We start from the raw sequence: 17621 nt of genomic DNA on the forward strand, positions 1-17621 counted from the left end.
TGCGTTGGGAACATGTGTGAGGGGTTGGACGATGTCCGAGTTCAAGGTTGAGCGCTCAACCGTGGTGGTGGCCGATCCGCCGAGGATCCACGGGCTGATCAACGATTTCCGTCAATGGCAGGGCTGGTCGCCGTGGGAGGGACTCGACCCCGACCTCGACCGGACCTACTCCGGGCCGGAGAGCGGCGAGGGCTCCCACTACGCCTGGTCCGGCAACAAGCGGGCCGGCAGCGGCACCATGGTGATCACCGCCTCGGAACCCGACCGGATCGGGGTGGCGCTGAGGTTCCTCAAGCCGTGGAAGGCGACCAACGCCGTCACGTTCACACTGCGCCCGGTGGCGGCCGGAACCGAGGTGACCTGGGCGATGCAGGGTGAGCAGAAGGGCCTGATGGGCCTGGTCGGCCGGGTCATCCCGATGGACAAGCTGGTCGGCAAGGACTTCGAGAAGGGCCTGGCCAACCTCAAGGCACGCGCAGAAGAGCCGGCCTGAGTCACCAGACGCGGCGCCGGGCTGAGACACCCCGCCCGGCGCCGAGCCTCGCGGATTAGGCTCGGGGCATGACCGACGCACCTGACATGAAGCCCCGCAGCCGCGACGTCACCGACGGACTGGAGAAGGCCGCTGCGCGCGGCATGCTCCGTGCCGTGGGCATGGGCGACGACGACTGGGTCAAGCCTCAGATCGGTGTCGCCTCGTCGTGGAACGAGATCACCCCCTGCAACCTCTCGCTGGACCGGCTGGCCAAGGCCGCCAAGAAGGGTGTCCACGCGGCCGGCGGCTTCCCGCTCGAGTTCGGCACCATCTCCGTCTCCGACGGCATCTCGATGGGCCACGAGGGCATGCACTTCTCGCTGGTCTCCCGCGAGGTGATCGCCGACTCCGTGGAGACGGTGATGATGGCCGAGCGCCTCGACGGCTCCGTGCTGCTGGCCGGCTGCGACAAGTCACTGCCCGGCATGCTGATGGCCGCGGCCCGCCTCGACCTTGCCTCGGTCTTCCTGTACGCCGGGTCGACGCTGCCCGGCCAGATCGACGGCAAGGACGTCACCATCATCGACGCGTTCGAGGCCGTCGGAGCCTGCCTGGCCGGCAAGATCACCCGCGCGGAGGTCGACCGTGTCGAGAAGGCGATCTGTCCCGGTGAGGGTGCCTGTGGCGGCATGTACACCGCGAACACGATGGCCTCCGTGGGTGAGGCGCTCGGCATGTCCCTCCCCGGCTCCGCTGCTCCGCCCGCGCCCGACCGTCGCCGCGACACCTTCGCGATCAAGTCGGGCGAGGCCGTCGTCGAGATGCTGCGCCAGGGCCTCACCGCCCGCGACATCATGACCATGGACGCCTTCGAGAACGCCATCGCCGTCGTGATGGCGCTCGGCGGCTCCACCAACGCCGTGCTCCACCTGCTGGCGATCGCCCGCGAGGCCGACGTCGACCTCACCATCGACGACTTCAACCGCATCGGCGACAAGGTCCCGCACCTGGCCGACCTCAAGCCGTTCGGCAAGTACGTCATGACCGACGTCGACCGGGTCGGTGGCATCCCGATGGTGATGAAGGCGCTTCTCGACGCCGGCCTCATGCACGGCGACGCGATGACCGTCACCGGCAAGACGCTCGCCGAGAACCTCGAGTCGATCGCCCCGCCGGCCCTCGACGGCGACGTCATCCACACCATGGACAACGCGATCCACAAGTCCGGCGGCCTGACCATCCTGAAGGGGTCGCTGGCCCCCGAGGGTGCGGTCGTGAAGAGCGCAGGCTTCGACAACGACGTCTTCACCGGCACGGCCCGGGTCTTCGACGGCGAGCGCGCGGCACTCGACGCGTTGACGCAGGGCACGATCGTGGCCAACGACGTGGTCGTGATCCGCTACGAGGGCCCCAAGGGCGGTCCGGGCATGCGCGAGATGCTCGCCATCACCGGTGCCATCAAGGGCGCTGGCCTCGGCAAGGACGTCCTGCTGATCACCGACGGTCGTTTCTCCGGCGGTACGACGGGCCTGTGTGTCGGGCACATCGCGCCCGAGGCCGTGGACGCCGGTCCGATCGCGTTCGTCCGCGACGGTGACCAGATCACCCTCGACGTGGCCAACCGCCTGCTCGAGGTGGAGATCGACGACGCCGAGCTCGAGAAGCGCAAGGTGGGCTGGGAGCCGAATCCGCCGAAGTACACCCGCGGCGTCCTCGGCAAGTACGCCAAGACGGTGCAGTCGGCGGCGCACGGAGCCGTCACCAGCTGACTCAGCGGTCGTCCTGTGCGGTGCTGTTGACGGTTCGTCCGTGGCACAACGCGTGTGGAGCGACCGTAACCCCGCGTTGCATCGGGTGGGGAGGGTGTAGGAATGGCCCATGGAGCGAGAGCCGGGACGACTGGTGCGGCACCTGCCCACCGGTGAGGAGGGCACCGCGTTCCCGGTGTTCCGCGACCACCACGTCCACCTCGGCCTGGTCGGGTACGACGCACTGTCCGACGGCGGCATCGGTGCCGTGGTGGATCTCGGCTGGTCGCCGGACATCGTCGACCTCGCCGATGCCGCCAGGATCCCGGTGGCGTACGCCGGCTGCTTCCTGACCGCGCCCGGTGGCTATCCGAGTGACCGCGCCTGGGCGCCGGAGGGCAGCACCCGGGCCGTGGCCGACCCGTCGCAGGCCGCGGCCGCCGTGGCGGAGCAGGTCGACCTGGGTGCCTCGCTGGTCAAGGTGGTGCTCAACAACGAGGCCGGGCCGGTGCTGGACACGGCCACGCTGGCCGCGGTGGTCGACGCGTCGCCGGTTCCGGTGGTCGCCCACGTGCAGGGGCCCGGCATGCTCCGGGTCGCACTCGACGCCGGGGTCGCCGTACTCGCGCACACGCCCTGGACCGAGCGGGCGTCCGACGACGAGATCGCCCGGGCGGCCCGCAGCCAGCGGTGGATCAGCACGCTCGACATCCACGGCTACGGCACGTCCTCCCCGGAACAGGACACGGCCGTGGACAACCTGAGTCGCTTCCACGCGGCCGGGGGAGAGGTGCTCTACGGCACCGACCTCGGCAACGGCGACCTGCCGGTCGGACTCAACGAACGTGAGCTGGCGCTGCTCGTCCGGGCCGGGCTGCGCCCGAGGGCCCTGGTCCACGCGCTGGTCGCGCCGTTCGCCGGACCAGCGGTGAGCGATCGCCTCAGCTTCGTGCCGGGAGGCCCCGGCCACGACGCGGCCGCCTGGCTGTCGCGAGCCAGGGTGGTGGCCGCCGACGAGACGGCTGCGGGGTGAGCCGGATCCGGCGCCACACGCGGCGGGCGGCGACTGGACGCGGACGATGTCGGGCCGCCAGAGTGTCCGGTGACCGGATGGATGTGACCGATTGACGAGAACATGGAGGCCCCACGCGTGACCGTCGACGAAGCAGGCGCCCTGGCGCTGGATGCCGCAGACCCCTGCGCGCGCGACCAGTTCCTGGTGCCACCCGTGCCCGAGCAGCCGGGAACCGAGACGGCCTACCTGGCCGGCAACTCGTTGGGGCTGCAGCCCCGGGTGACCGCCGAGCGACTCAAGGGAGAGCTCGACGACTGGGCGCGTCTCGGGGTCGAGGGGCACCTCGAGGCGCAACGGCCCTGGTTGCCCTACCACGAGCTGCTGCGGGAACCGGCCGCCCGCCTCGTGGGTGCGCTCCCCGCCGAGGTGGTCGCGATGAACTCGCTGACCGTCAACCTGCACCTGCTGATGCTGAGCTTCTACCGGCCGACACCCGACCGGCACGCGATCGTCATCGAGGACGCCGCGTTCCCCTCCGACAGCTACGCAGTCCGCAGCCAGGCCGCCCTCCACGGGTACGACGCGGACGAGGCAGTGATCCGGCTGCGCCCCCGCGACGGCGAGGCCGGGTTGCGCAGCGACGACGTCGTCAGCTTCCTCGCCGAGCACGGGGAGAAGGTGGCGCTGGTCCTGCTGGGCGGCGTCAACTACTACAGCGGCGAGCTGCTCGACATCGAGTCGATCACCCGCGCCGGGCGGGCCGCGGGCGCCGTGGTGGGCTGGGACCTCGCGCACGCGGCCGGCAACGTGCCGCTGCGACTGCACGACTGGGACGTCGACTGGGCCGCCTGGTGCACCTACAAGTACCTCAACAGCGGGCCGGGTGCGGTTGCCGGCGCGTTCGTGCACGAGCGCCACCTGGCTGACCGGTCGCTGCCGCGCCTCGCCGGCTGGTGGAGCACCGACCCGGCCACCCGCTTCCGCATGGGGCCCGAGGTCACCCCGGTGGACACCGCCGACGCCTGGCAGCTCTCCAACCCACCGATCCTGGCGATGGCGCCGGTGCTCGCGTCGCTGGAGATGTTCGACAGCGTGGGCATGGGCGCGCTGCGGGCCCGCAGTCTCCGGCTCACGGCGTACCTCGAGCGGGCCGTCGACGAGCTCTGCGCCGACCGTGCGCTCGAGATCATCACCCCGCGTGACCCCGCCCAGCGTGGCGCGCAGCTGTCGGTCCGGCTGCAGGCCGACGACGCCGGCGAGGTGACCCGCGGGCTGCGACAGCGTGGCGTCATCGCCGACGCCCGCCAGCCGGACGTGGTGCGGTTCGCGCCCGTCCCGATGTATTCGACCCATCACGACTGCTGGCGTGCGGCGACGGCGCTGGCCGAGGTGGTGAGCGCACGTGCCTGAGACCCGAGCCGACCAGGACGTGGCGGTCATCGGCGCCGGACTGGCCGGCTGCCTGGCCGCGACCCTGCTCGGCCGCAGCGGCCGCCGGGTCACGCTCCACGAACGCCGTGCGGACCCGCGCGCCACCGGTGCCGAGCGCGGCCGCTCGATCAACCTGGCCCTGTCGGCGCGCGGCCTCAGTGCGCTCGAGCAGGTCGGCCTCCGCGACGAGGTGCTGGCCCAGGCGCTGCCCATGCACGGGCGAATGGTGCACGCGAAGGACGCGGCGGCACAGCTCCAGCCCTACAGTGCGGACCGGGTGCGGGCGATCCACTCGGTCAGCCGCAGCCGGCTCAACGAGCTCCTGCTCGACGCCGCCGAGGCGACGCCCGGAGTCACTCTCGAGTTCGGGCACGAGCTCGAGTCCGTCGACCTGGACGGCGGCGTGCTGCGCTTCCGGACCGACACCGGCCCTGTCGAGAGGCCTGCCGGCCTCGTGCTCGGTGCCGACGGGTCGTACGCCGCCTCGCGCCGGGCCGTGACCTTCCGGGCCGGCTTCGACTTCAGCCAGGACTTCCTCAGCCACGGCTACAAGGAGCTGACCATCCCGGCCGTCGACGGCGACTTCGCCCTCGACCCCGGCGCCCTCCACATCTGGCCCCAGGGCTCGTCGATGATGATCGCCCTGCCCAACCTCGACCGGTCGTTCACCTGCACGCTCTTCTGGACCCGCGAGGAGTTCGACGCGCTGGGCACCGACGACGAGATCCGGAGCCACTTCGCCCGGCACTACCCGGACGTGGCGGACCTGATCCCGGACCTGGTCGACGACTTCAGGCGTAACCCGATCGGGTCCCTGGTCACCATCCGCTGCAGCCCCTGGGTGCACCACGGCGAGCGTGCCTCGCTGGCCCTGCTCGGCGACGCCGCCCATGCGATCGTCCCGTTCTTCGGCCAGGGCGCGAACTGCGCCTTCGAGGACTGCATCGAGCTGGACCGGCTCCTCGCAGAGGCGGGGGACGACCTGACCGGCGCCCTCGACGCCTACCAACAGGCCCGCAAGGCGAACTGCGACGCGATCGCGGAGATGGCCCTGGACAACTTCGTCGAGATGCGCGACCGGGTCAGCTCGCCGGTGTTCCGGCTGCGCTCGCGCGCCCAGCACGCGCTGGAGCGGGCGGTTCCCGGCCGCTACCAGTCCCGCTACGAGATGGTGTCCTTCACGACGATCCCCTACGTCGAGATCGAGCACCGCATGCGCCGGCAGAACCTCGGCCTGCTCGCCACCGGCGCCACCGGATCAGGTGCCGCCCTTCTCGCCGTACGCCGGCTGCTCAGAGGCCGCGGGTCTAGGGTCGGATCATGAGCACGACGTTCCGGAATTTCGTGGACGGGTCCTACGTCGACGGGGTCGCGGAGTTCGACAAGATCGACCCGGTCGACGGTTCCCTGGTGGGCACGGTCAGCGAGGCCGGTGCCGAGACGGTGGACGCCGCCGTACGCGCCGCCCGCCGGGCCCTCGACGGTGCCTGGGGCCGCACCCGGACGGCCGACCGCGTCGCCCTGATGCGTCGGGTCGCCGACCGCATCGACGAACGGTTCGAGGACTTCGTCGCCGCCGAGGTGAGGGACACCGGCAAGCCGGTCTCGCTGGTGCGTGAGCTCGACGTGGCCCGTGCCGCGATGAACTTCAGGTCCTTCGCCGACACGGTCGCCTCGGCCGGGCAGGACTCCTTCCTGACCGAGCTGCCCGACGGGCGACACGCGCTCAACTACGCGGTGCACAAGCCGCTGGGCGTGGTCGCGGTGATCGTCCCGTGGAACCTCCCGCTCCTCCTGCTCACCTGGAAGGTCGCGCCGGCCCTGGCCTGCGGCAACGCCGTGGTGGTCAAGCCGTCCGAGGAGACACCGGCCACCGCCACCCTGCTGGCCGAGGTGATCGCCGAGGCCGGGGTGCCCGACGGCGTCTACAACGTCGTGCACGGCTTCGGCCCGGGCTCGGCGGGTGAGCACCTGACCAGTCATCGCGGCATCGACGGGGTCACCTTCACCGGTGAGTCGTCCACGGGCTCGGCGATCATGCGCTCCGTGGCCCCCGCCGTACGCCCGGTGTCGTTCGAGCTCGGCGGCAAGAACGCGGCGGTGGTCTTCGCCGACGCCGACCTCGACAAGGCGATCCCGGGGCTGGCCCGTTCCACGTTCCTCAACACCGGCCAGGTCTGCCTGTGCACCGAGCGGGTCTACGTCGAGCGGCCGGTCTTCGACGACGTCGTCGCGGGGCTGGCCAAGGAGGCGGGTCGGCTGCGTCTGGGCCGCCCCGACGACCCGGGCACCACGACCGGGCCGCTGATCTCGCGGGTGCACCGCGAGAAGGTGCAGTCCTACTTCGACCTCGCGGTCACGGAGGGCGCCGAGGTGGTGGTCGGGGGAGGCGTCCCCGACCTGGGCGACGACCTGGCGGCCGGTGCCTGGATCGAGCCGACCCTGTGGACCGGGCTCGACAACAGTCACCGGGTGGTGCGCGAGGAGGTCTTCGGTCCGGTGGCCGCACTGATCCCGTTCGACACCGAGGAGGAAGCCGTGAAGATGGCCAACGACACCGACTACGGCCTGGCCGCGGTCACCTGGACCAGCGACCTGTCGCGCGGGCACCGGGTCGCGCAACGGATGAGGGTGGGAATGTCCTGGGTGAACACGTGGTACCTCCGCGACCTGAGGTCGCCGTTCGGCGGCGTGGGACTCTCCGGCATCGGCCGCGAGGGCGGCCTGCACTCGCTGCACTTCTACACCGAACCGACGAACGTGTGCGTGCAGCTGTGAGCGAAGCGAGAGACCGCATCGAAGAGCTCGCCGTCCGCCTCGACGACGCGGTGCGCACGGCCACGGCCATCCCGCAGCTGTCCGCCGACGATCCGCTCACCCTCGACGAGGCGTACGCCGTACAACGGGGAGGCATCGCCCTGCGGGTCGGACGCGGCGACCTCGTCGTCGGGGTGAAGCTCGGCTTCACCAGTGAGGCGAAGGCGCGCCAGATGGGCGTCTCCGACGTCATCATCGGCCAGCTCACGGCGAGCACCGAGGTGTCCGGCGGCGGCACCGTCGACCTCGCCACGATGGTGCATCCACGCGTCGAGCCGGAGGTCGCCTTCCGGCTCGGTGCGGACCTGCCGCCCGACCTCGAGGACCCCCTTTCGACCGTCTCCGACGTCGCGGCGGCCCTCGAGATCATCGACAGCCGCTACCGCGACTTCCGGTTCAGCCTCGAGGACGTGGTCGCCGACAACACCTCGGCGGCCGGCTTCGTGCTCGGCGAGTGGCTGCCGTTCGCCGACCACCGCGAGCGTCTCGCCGGTGCCAAGGTCACGCTCGCCTTCGACGGGGAGACCCGCGAGCAGGGCAGCACCTCGGCGATCCTCGGCGACCCGTTGCGTGCCGTCGCCGCGGCGCAACGGATGGCGGCGCACTACGACCTCGCCCTGCCGGCCGGCTCGATCATCCTGGCCGGTGCGGCCACCGCGGCCGTGGCCATGGAGCCCGGCGTGCTCGTCGAGGGCACCGTGGCCGGGCTCGGCCTGGTCTCCGTGCGGACAGGAGGAGACCGTGCCTGAGGGCGTCGTCGTACCGGGCAAGGCGACCCCGCGCGGCGCCTTCCCGCACGTGAAGGTCGCCGGGGACCTCGTCTACGTGTCGGGCACCAGCAGCCGCCGCCCCGACAACAGCTTCGCCGGCGTCGAGGTCGACGAGCTCGGGGTGGTCGACCTCGACATCCGCGCGCAGACCCGGGCGGTGATCGAGAACATCCGTGACCTGCTGACTGCCGTCGGGGCCGGACTGGGCGACCTGGTCCAGGTGACGACGTACCTCGTCAGCATGAACGACTTCGGCGGCTACAACGAGGTGTGGGCCGAGTTCTTCGACCACACCGGCCCGACGCGTACGACGGTCGCGGTGCACCAGCTGCCGCACCCGCACCTGCTCATCGAGATCCAGGCCGTCGCCACCCTGGCCGGCGCCGCCCGAACCGACCGCACCACGGAGGAGAGCCCATGACCGACATCCCACCCGTCTTCAACTTCGAGTCGTGGATCAACGAGAACGAGCACCTGCTCAAGCCGCCGGTCAACAACAAGCAGATGTACGACGCCACCGGCGACTTCATCGTGATGGTGGTGGGCGGGCCGAACAGCCGCACCGACTTCCACTTCGAGCCCTACGAGGAGTGGTTCTACCAGTACCGCGGCAACATGCACGTCGACCTGATGACCGACGAGGGCCCGCACCGCGTCGACATCACCGAGGGGTCGATGTGGAAGCTGCCGGGCAACACCTACCACTCACCGCAGCGACCGGAGGCCGGCTCGATCGGACTGGTCATCGAGCGCATCCGTGAGGAGGGCACCCTCGAGAAGTTCGCCTGGTTCTGCCAGCAGTGCAACGCGAAGGTGCACGAGGCGGAGTTGCAGGTGCGTGACATCGTGTCGGACCTTCCGCCGGTCTTCGAGGCGTTCTACTCGTCGGAGGAGGCGCGCACCTGCGACGCGTGCGGCGCACTGCACCCGGGGAAGGGCTGACCGGGTTGACGGGCAGTCTGCCGGGCGTGATCGACGTCCACACCCACTACGTGCCCGCGGGTTGGCCGGACCTGGGTGAGGGGCGGCCGTGGCTGCGGGTCGACTCCGAGCGTGCGGCGATGATCATGGTCGGCTCGACGGAGTTCCGGCCGGTCTGGTCGAACGCCTGGGACGCCGACGTACGCGTGGCTGACATGGATTCCGACGGCGTCGCGAAGCAGGTGGTCTCGCCGACCCCGCTGTTCTTCGGCTACGACCTGCCGGGCGCCGAGGCGGCGAAGGTGGCCCGCATCTTCAACGACCTGGCCCTCGAGATCTGTGCGCCGTCCGCGGGGAGGCTGCTGCCGTTCGCACAGGTGCCGCTGCAGGACACCGACGAGGCCTGCCGCGAGCTCGACCGCTGCCGGGACTCGGGCCACCTCGGGGTCGAGATCGGCAACCACGTGGGAGACCGCGACCTCGACGACGAAGGGGTCGTGACGTTCCTGCAGCACGCGGCCTCGATCGACATGCCGGTGTTCGTGCACCCGTGGGACATGCCCGAGTCGCCGCGCCTCGACCGGTGGATGGCCCGGTGGTTGACCGGGATGCCGGCCGAGACCCACCTGTCCGTGCTGGCGATGATCCTCGGCGGCGCATTCGACCGACTGCCCGACTCGCTGCGGATCTGCTTCGCGCACGGCGGTGGCTCCTTCGCGTTCTGGCTGGGACGCCTCGAGAACGCCTGGCACCGCCGGGGCGACCTGGTCGCGAAGTCCGAGCTGCCGCCCTCGTCGTACGTCGACCGGTTCAGCGTCGACTCCGTGGTCTTCGAGCCCGCGGCGCTGCGGTTGCTGGTCGACACCCTGGGTGCCTCGCAGGTGATGCTCGGCAGCGACTACCCCTACCCACTGGGCGAACGGCCGGTCGGCGAGGTGGTGCACCGCGCCGACTTCCTGACCGACCCCGACCGGGCGGCGATCCTCCACGGCAACGCCGAGCGATTCCTCGGGCTGCCCTGACCTGTCTTGCAATCGTCGGATTCCCGGCGCGGGGCAACCTCGTGGCACGGTGGCGCGTGAAACAGTTCGAACAGCGCAATCGTCACCAACGGGGAGCAGTGCATTGGACCAGCGGATCAGCCTCGTCACCCTCGCAGTGGCCGACCTCGACGCCACCCGGGCGTTCTACCTCGACGGCCTCAGCTGGACCGCCGAGATGGACGTGCCCGGTGAGGTGCTGATGATCAAGGCGGGGGAGCACCTCCTGCTCTCCCTGTGGGCCGAGGCCGAGTTCGAGGCCGAGGTCGGCCCGATCCGGCGCGGTGACGGCGTGGCGCCACTGACCCTGGCCCACAACGTGGCCACCCGCGACGAGGTCGACGCTGTGCTGGCCACCGCGCGTGCGGCCGGCGCCGATCCGGTCAGCGACGCGGTCGAACGCGACTGGGGTGGCTACACCGGCTACTTCGGCGACCCTGACGGCTTCCGGTGGGAGATCGCCTTCAACCCGGGCGCCGTCGCGGACCTGGTCCTGCCGTGAGGGAGACGATCGCGCCCAGGCACGCGATCCTCGGTGTGCTCGCGGGCCTGGTGGTCCTCGTCCTGACCGCCGGCATCGTCGGCCACCCGGGCACGGACGCCGGTGACGTGTCGGAGATCGCGGTGGCCGGGGCCGCCGCCGAGCCGGGCGCCGAACCCGGCAAGGACAGTGGCTCCGCACCCGTCATCGCGAAGCTGCCCACGATCCCGGCGCTCCCGCACGGGGGCACCAGGGTCTTCGACGGCCGGATGCTGGTGGCCTACTACGGCACGGCCGGCACGCCCGTGCTCGGCGTGCTGGGGGAGACCTCGCCCGAGCAGGCCATCCGGCGGGTACGCCGAGCGGCCCGGCCGTTCGACCGCCCCGGCAAGCCGGCCGTGCCGGTGATGGAGCTGATCGTGACCGTGGCCGACGGACACCCCGGGCCGGGCCGGGACTTCAGCCACGACATCGACCACTCCGCGGTGGCCGAGTACGTGCGCGCGGCCCGCCGCCACAAGGTGATGCTCGTGCTCGACCTGCAGACCGGCCGCAGCGACTTCCTGAAGGTCGCCAAGCGCTGGGAGTGGGCGCTCAAGCACCCGTGGGTCGGCCTCGCGCTCGACCCCGAGTGGCGGATGGGCCGTGGAGACGTGCCGGGTCGTCGCATCGGGTCGGTCAACGCGAGCGAGGTGAACCGCACCTCGGCCTGGCTCGAGGGGCTGGTCCGTCGTGAACGCCTGCCGCAGAAGATCTTCATGCTCCACCAGTTCCGCCGGGAGATGATCCGCGGCATCGACCGGGTCAGGGCCCGCCCGCACCTGGCGATGGTGCAGCACGTCGACGGCTTCGGTACGCCGGGCCAGAAGATGTCGACCTACCTCCATGTGGCGAGGGCGAAGCAGTTCCACATGGGCTTCAAGCTGTTCTACGACGAAGACATCCGCCGTATGTCGGCCGCCAAGGTGCTGCGGATCCGGCCGCGCGTGCAGTTCGTCAGCTTCCAGTAGCCGCCGCGGTTTACTCGGTGGCCCCGCCGACCACCGCGGTGACATGCTGGCGCGCATGCCTTCCGTCCCTGACACACGCCGTCCGCAGCTGCAGTTCCCGCGCCCGTTGAAGCCCGGCGACCTGATCGGGGTGACCTCGCCCTCGAGCGGCGTCGACGCTCGTATGCAGCCTCGGCTCGAGGTCGCCCTGGCCGACCTGCGCCGGCGCGGGTACGACGTACGCGTCGGCGAGTGCATGTCCGGCGACCGGCACGTCTCGGCGCCCAAGCAGCAGCGCGCCGACGAGCTGACCGCGATGCTGCTCGACCCGGAGATCCGTGCGGTGGCGCCGCCGTGGGGCGGCGAGCTGGCGATCGACCTGCTCGACCTGGTCGACTGGGACGCCCTCGCCGCGGCCGAGCCCACGTGGTTGGTGGGCTACTCCGACATGACCACGGTGATGCTGCCGCTGACCCTGCGTTCTGGTTGGGCCACCCTGCACGGTGCCAACCTGATGGACTCGCCGTACACCCCGCCGGAAGGGCTGTTGCACTGGACCGACGTCGCCGCAGCGAACGGGCCCGTGGTGCAGCGCAGCCCGGGGCGCTACCGCACGGCCGCGCACGGCGACTACGTCGGCAACCCGGGGGTGAACACCTTCGACCTCGACGGGGAGGGCGGGTGGAGCGTGCTCGGTGGTGGCAACCTCGAGGTGGGTGGCCGGCTGATCGGCGGCTGCGTCGAGACGCTGGGCGCGATCTCCGGCACGCCGTACGCCGACGTCGCCGGCTTCGGGCGCGACCATGCCGACGACGGGCTGGTCGTCTATCTCGAGGCCTGCGACTTCGGTGCCTACGACGTGGCCCGCATCCTCCACGGCTTCCGGCTGGCGGGCTGGTTCGACGAGGCGTCGGCGATCCTGATCGGCCGCACCCCGGCACCTGCGTCGGGCGACTTCACCCAGCACGACGCCGTCGCCGACGCGCTCGGCGGCCTCGACATCCCCGTCGTGCTCGACGTCGACTGCGGCCACGTCGCACCGTTCATGCCGTTGGTCAACGGTGCCGACACCCGCATCGTCGTCCACAACGGCCAGGGCGAGGTGTCGCAGACCCTTGCGTGATCACTAGTGTCGAGATCGTGAGCGATGTGAAGGGCAACGACGAGCAGCCCGTCGGGCCTCCGGTGCCCGACTGGCACGGGTGCCCCTTCCCGGACGTCGCGGTCCTGAAGGGCCGCTGGTGCCGGGTCGAGCCCTTGCTGCCCGAGCACGCCGACGAGCTGTACGACGAGCTGTGCGGGCCCGACGACGACTCGCTGTGGACCTACCTCCCACGTGAGAAGCCGCTCGACCGGGCCGACTTCGCCGCACACGTCGAAGCGCGGTCGGAGGCGACCGACTCGGTGACGGTCGTGGTGCGCGACGGCTCGGGCGTGGCCGCCGGCATGCTCAGCCTGATGCGCATCGACCAGGCCAACGGCTCGGTCGAGATCGGGTGGATCGTGCTGGGCCGTCGCCTGCAACGCACGACGGCGGCCACCGAGGCGCAGTTCCTGCTGGCCCGGCACGTGTTCTCGCTCGGCTACCGGCGCTACGAGTGGAAGTGCGACGCGCTCAACGAACCTTCGCGGAAGGCTGCCGCCCGACTCGGTTTCACCTACGAGGGACGCTTCCGCCAGGCGCTGGTCTACAAGGGCCGCAGCCGCGACACCGACTGGTTCTCGATCACCGACGGTGAGTGGCCCGCGCTCGAGTCGGCGTACCTCGCCTGGCTCGACCCGGCCAACCACGACGGCGGCCGGCAGGTGCGCACGCTGGGGGAGATCCGCGCAGCCGGGTGAGTCTCCCGCCGGTGCCCTCCCGAGTGGCATGCTGGGCACCATGAGCGAGAAGCTGACTGATCAGCAGGTGCTCGATGCAGGACTCACCGGCTGGACCACGCACGACGACGCACTCCACGTCCGGTTCGACACCGGCGACTTCGCCAAGGCACTGGCGCTGGTCGACGCGATCGGCGCGGTCGCCGAGGAGCTGAACCACCACCCCGACCTCGAGCTCGGCTGGGGGCGGGTGGAGGTGCACCTGACCAGCCACGACGTCGGTGGCATCACCGGGCGTGATCTCACCCTGGCCCGACGCATCGACGAGCTCGCGACGGAGGCCGGCGTACGCGCGTCGCCCTGAGCGCCATATGCTGGGACTCGGGTACCACGATGTGGGATTACTGTTGTACTTGGTTGACGCCGGCGGGCGTCGGCAGCGAACGTAGGCGCATGCGCAAGGACCTTCTTGTATGCACGCGACGCGTGAGTTGAGACCACACAGGTCTCATCGCCCACGCGTCATCCCCTCGTTGCCGAAACCGGCCGGGGGGTTTTTTGTTGCAGTCGAACCCATGAGGACAGGAAGCAAGGATGAGCGAGCAGGGCGAGACCGGGGCACAGGTCACCGGTGCCCAGAGCCTGATCAAGTCGCTGGAGAGCGCGGGCGTCGAGAACATCTTCGGCATTCCGGGAGGCGCGATCCTCCCGGCGTACGACCCGCTCTTCGACAGCAAGATCCGCCACATCCTCGTACGCCACGAGCAGGGTGCCGGCCACGCTGCGCAGGGGTACGCCGCGGCCACGGGCAAGGTCGGCGTCTGCATGGCGACCTCCGGCCCGGGTGCGACCAACCTGGTCACCCCGATCGCCGACGCGCACATGGACTCGCTGCCGATGGTCGCGGTGACCGGACAGGTCGGCGCCGCGCAGATCGGCACCGACGCCTTCCAGGAAGCCGACATCCGCGGCATCACGATGCCGATCACCAAGCACAACTTCCTGATCACCGACCCGGCCCAGATCCCGCAGACCGTGGCCGAGGCGTTCCACATCGCCTCGACCGGTCGCCCCGGCCCGGTCCTGGTCGACGTGGCCAAGTCCGCGCTGCAGGCGATGACCACGTTCCAGTGGCCGACCGAGCTGAACCTGCCCGGCTACCGCCCGGTGACCCGGCCGCACAGCAAGCAGATCCGTGAGGCCTCCAAGCTGATCCTCGAGGCTCGTCGCCCGGTGCTGTACGTCGGCGGCGGCGTGATCCGCGCAGGTGCCTCCAAGGAGCTGCGCGTGCTGGCCGAGGCGACCGGCATGCCCGTCGTGACCACGTTGATGGCCCGGGGAGCGTTCCCCGACAGCCACGTGCAGCACCTCGGCATGCCCGGCATGCACGGCACCGTTGCGGCGGTGGCCGGCCTGCAGAAGAGCGACCTGATCATCAGCCTGGGTGCCCGCTTCGACGACCGGGTGACCGGCAACCTCGACTCGTTCGCACCCGGCGCCAAGGTGATCCACGCCGACATCGACCCGGCCGAGATCGGCAAGAACCGCCACGCCGACGTGCCGATCGTGGGTGACTGCCGCGAGGTGATCGCCGACCTGATCATCGCGCTCAACGCCGAGGCGGAGCAGGGCAACCGTGGCGACTACGAGGCCTGGGTCGCGTTCCTGGCCGGCATCAAGAAGCAGTACCCGCTGGCCTACGACACCCCGCCGAACGGCGCCCTCGCCCCGCAGTACGTCCTCGAGCGCCTGGGCAGGATCGCCGGGCCCGAGGCGATCTACTGCTCGGGGGTCGGGCAGCACCAGATGTGGGCCGCCCACTTCGTCGGCTACGAGAACCCGAACACCTGGCTCAACTCCGGGGGCCTCGGCACCATGGGCTTCGCGGTGCCTGCCGCCATGGGGGCCAAGGTCGGCATGCCCGACAGCACCGTCTGGGCGATCGACGGCGACGGGTGCTTCCAGATGACCAACCAGGAGCTGGCCACCTGCGCGATCAACGACATCCCGATCAAGGTGGCGGTGATCAACAACGAGTCGCTCGGCATGGTGCGCCAGTGGCAGACGTTGTTCTACAACGAGCGCTACTCCAACACCGACCTGCACAGCAAGCGGATCCCCGACTTCGTGAAGCTCGCAGACGCCTACGGCTGTGTCGGCCTGGCCTGCGACTCGCCCGACGACGTGGACGCCACGATCGAGAAGGCGATGTCGATCGACGACCAGCCGGTCGTCGTCGACTTCCGGGTCCACCGCGACGCCATGGTGTGGCCGATGGTGGCCGCCGGCACCAGCAACGACGAGATCAAGTACGCCCGGGACCTGGCTCCCCAGTTCGATGAGGATGACCTGTGAGCAAGCACACCCTGTCCGTCCTGGTCGAGAACAAGCCGGGCGTCCTGGCCCGGATCGCCGGCCTCTTCAGCCGCCGCGGCTTCAACATCGACAGCCTCGCGGTCGGCCCGACCGAGAGTCCCGACGTGTCCCGCATGACGATCGTGGTCTCGGTCGACGAGAGCCCGCTCGAGCAGGTCACCAAGCAGCTCAACAAGCTGATCGAGGTGATCAAGATCGTCGAGCTCGACGGCTCGTCCTCGATCAGCCGCGAGCTGCTGCTGGTCAAGGTCCGCGCCGACGCCGAGACGCGCGGCCAGGTCCTCGACGCCGTCCAGCTGTTCAAGGCCAAGGTGGTCGACGTCGCCACCGACGCCCTGACCATCCAGGTCACCGGCAATGCCGACAAGCTGGGCGACTTCCTGCGGGTCCTCGAGCCGTTCGGGGTCCGTGAGATCGTGCAGTCCGGCATGGTCGCCATCGGTCGGGGCTCGCGCTCGATCTCCGAGCGCAACCTGCGCCCGGTCGCCGTACCGGCCCCGCCGCCGGCCGTCTGAACCACCCGTCCCCGCCCGGTGTAACGCGGGGTTACGGTCGCTCCACACGCGTCATGACACCGCACCACCGTCAACACCACCGCACAAGTCCCCAAGATCCAAGCTCAACACCAACCTGAAGGAGAGCCCCAGTGGCTGAGATGTACTACGACGACGACGCCGACCTGTCCCTGATCCAGGGCAAGAATGTCGCGGTCATCGGCTACGGCAGCCAGGGCCACGCGCACGCGCTCAACCTGCGCGACTCGGGCGTCGACGTGCGCATTGGCCTGCAGCCCGGCTCCAAGAGCCGCGCCAAGGCGGAGGACGAGGGCCTGCGCGTGCTGACCCCCGCCGAGGCCGTCGAGGAGTCCGACGTCGTCGTGATCCTCGCCCCCGACCAGCACCAGCGCAAGCTGTACGCCGAGGAGATCGAGCCGCACCTCACCGAGGGCGACACCCTGGTCTTCGGCCACGGCTTCAACATCCGCTTCGGCTACATCAAGGCGCCGGCCGGCGTCGACGTGATCATGGTCGCGCCCAAGGCGCCGGGTCACACCGTGCGTCGTGAGTACGTCGCGGGTCGCGGCATCCCCGACATCATCGCGGTCGAGCAGGACGCCTCCGGCAATGCCTGGGACCTCGCGAAGTCCTACGCCAAGGCCATCGGCGGCACCCGCGCCGGCGTCATCAAGACCACCTTCACCGAGGAGACCGAGACCGACCTGTTCGGTGAGCAGGCCGTGCTCTGTGGCGGCATGTCGCACCTCGTGCAGGCGGGCTTCGAGACCCTGACCGAGGCCGGCTACCAGCCCGAGATCGCCTACTTCGAGGTGCTCCACGAGCTCAAGCTGATCGTCGACCTGATGTGGGAGGGCGGCATCGCCAAGCAGCGCTGGTCGATCTCAGACACCGCCGAGTACGGCGACTACGTCAGCGGCCCGCGGGTCGTGTCGCCCGACGTCAAGGAGTCGATGAAGGCGATCCTGGCCGACATCCAGAGTGGCGCGTTCGCGCAGCGGTTCATCGACGACCAGGACAACGGCGCCAAGGAGTTCAACGAGCTGCGCGAGAAGGAGGCCGGTCACCCGATCGAGGCCACCGGCAAGACCCTGCGCGCCCAGTTCGCCTGGTCGCAGGCGGACGACGACTACACCGAGGGTTCCGCAGCACGCTGACCCTCCTGCGCCAACCGCGTGCTCTTGATGCGCCAACCGTGGGTTCTTGATGTCCGAACACCGGA

The 17621-nt window shown here is 70.3% G+C and carries 18 protein-coding genes; all 18 read left to right on the plus strand.

Annotated features, from left to right (window positions below):
- Positions 1–31 precede the first annotated feature (31 nt).
- The 18 genes from ASD66_RS22565 to ilvC all read left to right on the plus strand — a co-directional run bounded on the left by ASD66_RS22565 (position 32) and on the right by ilvC (position 17556).
- Complete coding sequence (locus tag ASD66_RS22565) at positions 32–493, plus strand: SRPBCC family protein (protein WP_056675969.1); 462 nt, start codon at positions 32–34, stop codon at positions 491–493.
- Positions 494–561: 68 nt separating this feature from the next.
- Entirely contained in the window at positions 562–2244 is a 1683-nt protein-coding gene (gene ilvD / locus ASD66_RS22570) for a dihydroxy-acid dehydratase (protein ID WP_056675972.1), read from the plus strand.
- A gap of 109 nt (positions 2245–2353) precedes the next feature.
- Entirely contained in the window at positions 2354–3256 is a 903-nt protein-coding gene (locus tag ASD66_RS22575) for a hypothetical protein (RefSeq protein WP_056892299.1), read from the plus strand.
- A 117-nt stretch (positions 3257–3373) separates the two neighbouring features.
- Complete coding sequence (kynU, locus tag ASD66_RS22580) at positions 3374–4648, plus strand: kynureninase (protein WP_235530206.1); 1275 nt, start codon at positions 3374–3376, stop codon at positions 4646–4648.
- Positions 4641–5993: an FAD-dependent oxidoreductase gene (locus ASD66_RS22585; protein ID WP_056892300.1), complete on the plus strand. Its 1353-nt coding sequence runs from the start codon at positions 4641–4643 to the stop codon at positions 5991–5993. Before kynU ends, ASD66_RS22585 begins: the two co-directional genes overlap by 8 nt.
- The gene (locus tag ASD66_RS22590; protein WP_056892301.1) at positions 5990–7447 is read left to right on the plus strand and encodes a 2-hydroxymuconic semialdehyde dehydrogenase; all 1458 of its coding nucleotides are present in this window, start codon (positions 5990–5992) and stop codon (positions 7445–7447) included. Before ASD66_RS22585 ends, ASD66_RS22590 begins: the two co-directional genes overlap by 4 nt.
- Entirely contained in the window at positions 7444–8235 is a 792-nt protein-coding gene (locus ASD66_RS22595; RefSeq protein ID WP_056892302.1) for a 2-keto-4-pentenoate hydratase, read from the plus strand. Before ASD66_RS22590 ends, ASD66_RS22595 begins: the two co-directional genes overlap by 4 nt.
- A complete protein-coding gene (locus ASD66_RS22600; RefSeq protein ID WP_056892303.1) occupies positions 8228–8677 on the plus strand; it encodes a RidA family protein in 450 nt (149 codons plus the stop codon). The genes ASD66_RS22595 and ASD66_RS22600 overlap by 8 nt, the downstream gene beginning before the upstream one ends.
- Positions 8674–9198 carry a 3-hydroxyanthranilate 3,4-dioxygenase gene (locus ASD66_RS22605; RefSeq protein ID WP_056892304.1) on the plus strand — a complete coding sequence of 175 codons (525 nt, stop codon included), beginning with the start codon at positions 8674–8676 and terminating at the stop codon, positions 9196–9198. The genes ASD66_RS22600 and ASD66_RS22605 overlap by 4 nt, the downstream gene beginning before the upstream one ends.
- A 26-nt stretch (positions 9199–9224) precedes the next feature.
- Entirely contained in the window at positions 9225–10199 is a 975-nt protein-coding gene (locus tag ASD66_RS22610) for an amidohydrolase family protein (RefSeq protein WP_235530207.1), read from the plus strand.
- A 103-nt stretch (positions 10200–10302) separates the two neighbouring features.
- Positions 10303–10719 (plus strand): VOC family protein, encoded by a 417-nt coding sequence (locus tag ASD66_RS22615; protein WP_056892305.1) that lies wholly within the window; start codon positions 10303–10305, stop codon positions 10717–10719.
- Positions 10716–11708: a hypothetical protein gene (locus ASD66_RS22620; RefSeq protein WP_056892306.1), complete on the plus strand. Its 993-nt coding sequence runs from the start codon at positions 10716–10718 to the stop codon at positions 11706–11708. Before ASD66_RS22615 ends, ASD66_RS22620 begins: the two co-directional genes overlap by 4 nt.
- Before the next feature lie 55 nt (positions 11709–11763).
- Positions 11764–12810, plus strand: a complete 1047-nt coding sequence (locus ASD66_RS22625; protein WP_156388850.1) for a S66 peptidase family protein — start codon at positions 11764–11766, stop codon at positions 12808–12810.
- 17 nt (positions 12811–12827) lie between these two features.
- On the plus strand, positions 12828–13529 hold the full coding sequence (locus ASD66_RS22630) for a GNAT family N-acetyltransferase (protein WP_056892371.1): 702 nt from the start codon (positions 12828–12830) through the stop codon (positions 13527–13529).
- Between the two features lie 40 nt (positions 13530–13569).
- Positions 13570–13872, plus strand: a complete 303-nt coding sequence (locus ASD66_RS22635; RefSeq protein ID WP_056892372.1) for a 4a-hydroxytetrahydrobiopterin dehydratase — start codon at positions 13570–13572, stop codon at positions 13870–13872.
- 230 nt (positions 13873–14102) lie between these two features.
- Positions 14103–15863 carry an acetolactate synthase large subunit gene (locus ASD66_RS22640; RefSeq protein WP_056892308.1) on the plus strand — a complete coding sequence of 587 codons (1761 nt, stop codon included), beginning with the start codon at positions 14103–14105 and terminating at the stop codon, positions 15861–15863.
- Positions 15860–16399: an acetolactate synthase small subunit gene (gene ilvN, locus ASD66_RS22645; protein WP_056676012.1), complete on the plus strand. Its 540-nt coding sequence runs from the start codon at positions 15860–15862 to the stop codon at positions 16397–16399. The genes ASD66_RS22640 and ilvN overlap by 4 nt, the downstream gene beginning before the upstream one ends.
- Before the next feature lie 131 nt (positions 16400–16530).
- Complete coding sequence (gene ilvC, locus ASD66_RS22650) at positions 16531–17556, plus strand: ketol-acid reductoisomerase (RefSeq protein ID WP_056676016.1); 1026 nt, start codon at positions 16531–16533, stop codon at positions 17554–17556.
- Positions 17557–17621: the final 65 nt, after the last annotated feature.

Origin of the sequence: Nocardioides sp. Root151 (genome assembly GCF_001427925.1) — a bacterium.
Lineage (GTDB): Bacteria > Actinomycetota > Actinomycetes > Propionibacteriales > Nocardioidaceae > Nocardioides.